General features: G+C 64.0%; 1 protein-coding gene. It reads right to left on the bottom strand.

Annotated features, from left to right (window positions below; all coding sequences use genetic code 11):
- Positions 1-437: 437 nt before the first annotated feature.
- Positions 438-2,076: efflux RND transporter permease subunit (locus AB7F49_RS38075; protein ID WP_428532807.1), on the bottom strand; the 1,639-nt coding region annotated here is incomplete at its 5' end.

The following is a 2,076-nucleotide window of genomic DNA, read 5'->3' as shown; positions in this document are numbered from 1 at the left end:
GCGTGCGACACTTCCGGCTCGCTTTTCACCGCCAATTACACGAATTCATCTTCTTCGGCCTCCATTGGCTTGCGATCGTGGCCGAAAAGCATAGTTTTTTAGATGGTCAGGCCGCCGCTCGGAAAAGCAATTTGAGATGGTTGCGTGCCCCCGCAGCAGCCGCAGTTCGGATCGCGGGTCACAATCAGCTTGGGCAGAGTCTCAGCCGCCCAGGAGGGGCGCGACAGCACGTCCGTGACGACCGCTTGTGCGGGCGCCGATCATCAGTCGTCGCGTTCTGTCTCCGAAAGAGCGAGCGCATGCGCACCTCACCGGAAGAAGACGTATTTCACGAGGGCAGCGATCGCCAGCACCAGGACGAGAATGCCGATAAGGCTGGCGAGGCCCATGCCCCATCCCATGGCTCCCATCATGTCGTGCATCATTGGGACCTCCTCTCATTCGGCGGCCGCCTTGACGCTGGCTGGACCCCGTTCGATGACCGTCTCATCGGCGACCACACTCCGCGGCAACCGCCAGCCCTTGATCAGCCCGTAGACGGCCGGGATCACGACCAGCGTCAGCACGGTCGAGGAGACCATGCCGCCGATCATCGGCACCGCGATGCGCTGCATCACTTCCGAGCCCGTGCCGGTGCTCCACAGGATGGGGACGAGGCCGGCCGTGATCGCAATGACCGTCATCATCTTTGGCCGTACCCGTTCGACAGCACCGAGCATGATCGCCTGATAGAGATCCGTCCGGGTGAAGGGCCGTCCTTCCGCCTCTCGCTCAGCCTTCAGTTCCGCCATCGCCTGTTCGAGATAGATCAGCATGATGACGCCGGTCTCGGCGGCGACGCCGGCAAGGGCAATGAAGCCGACGGCCACGGCGACCGACATGTTGAAGCCGAGCCACCACATCAGCCAGAAGCCGCCGACCAACGCGAAGGGCAGCGACAGCATGACGATGAGCGTTTCCGTCAGTGCCCGGAAGTTGAGGTAGAGCAGCAGGAAAATGACCAGCAGTGTCACCGGTACGACGATCTTCAGCCGCGCCTCGGCGCGCTGGAGATACTCGAACTGGCCGCTCCACGCGACATAGGTGCCGGGCGGCAGCTTGACCTCGTTCGCGACGACCCGTTGCGCCTCGGCGACATAGCCACCCAGGTCCCGACCGGCGATATCGACGAAGACATAGACCGCGAGCTGGCCATTCTCGGTGCGGATCGAGGTGGCGCCGCGCGTGAGCTCGACCTTGGCGACTTCGCCCAGCGGCACCGTTCCACCACCCGGTAACGGCACCTGCACATCGCGGGCGATCGACTGCGGATCGCTCCTGAAGTCGCGAGGATAGCGGATGGTGACAGCGTAGCGCTCGCGGCCCTCGACTGTGGTGGTCACCGTCTCCGCCCCGAGCGCGCTTGCGATCACGCCTTGGACGTCGCCGATGGCCAGTCCATAGCGCCCCAGCACGTCGCGGTCCGGCACGATGTCGAGATAATAGCCCACGAACACCCGCTCAGCATAGGCACTCGATGTGCCTGGCACCGACCGCAGCACCCGCTCGATTTCACGGGCGCTCTGCTCCATCTGGGTGAGATCGGTGCCGAACACCTTGACCCCGACCGGCGTGCGGATGCCGGTCGCCAGCATGTCGATACGGGCACGGATCGGCATGGTCCAGGCGTTGGAGACGCCGGGAAATTGCAGCGCCTGGTCCATCTCGGCCTTCAGGTTGTCGATGGTGACGCCTGGCCGCCATTCACCCTTCGGTTTCAGATTGATGATGGTCTCGAACATCTCGGTCGGCGCCGGATCGGTCGCGGTCAGCGCACGCCCCGCCTTGCCGTAGACCGAGGCCACCTCCGGGAAGCTCTTGATGATGCGGTCCTGCATTTGCAGCAGCTCAGCGGCCTTGGTGACGGAGATCCCCGGCAAGGTGGTCGGCATGTACATCAGCGTCCCCTCGTCGAGGCTCGGCATGAACTCCGACCCGAATTGGCGCGCCGGCCAGACGGTGATGCCAAGCGCAATGAGCGCGACGAGGATGGTGAGCGTCTTGGCCTTCAGGACACCGCGAATAACCGGGCGGTAG

This window comes from Pseudorhodoplanes sp., assembly GCF_050250235.1.
In the GTDB taxonomy this organism is placed as follows: domain Bacteria; phylum Pseudomonadota; class Alphaproteobacteria; order Rhizobiales; family Xanthobacteraceae; genus Pseudorhodoplanes.
Note: the sequence above shows the minus strand (reverse complement) of the source record. Positions and strands in the feature narration are given on the sequence as shown.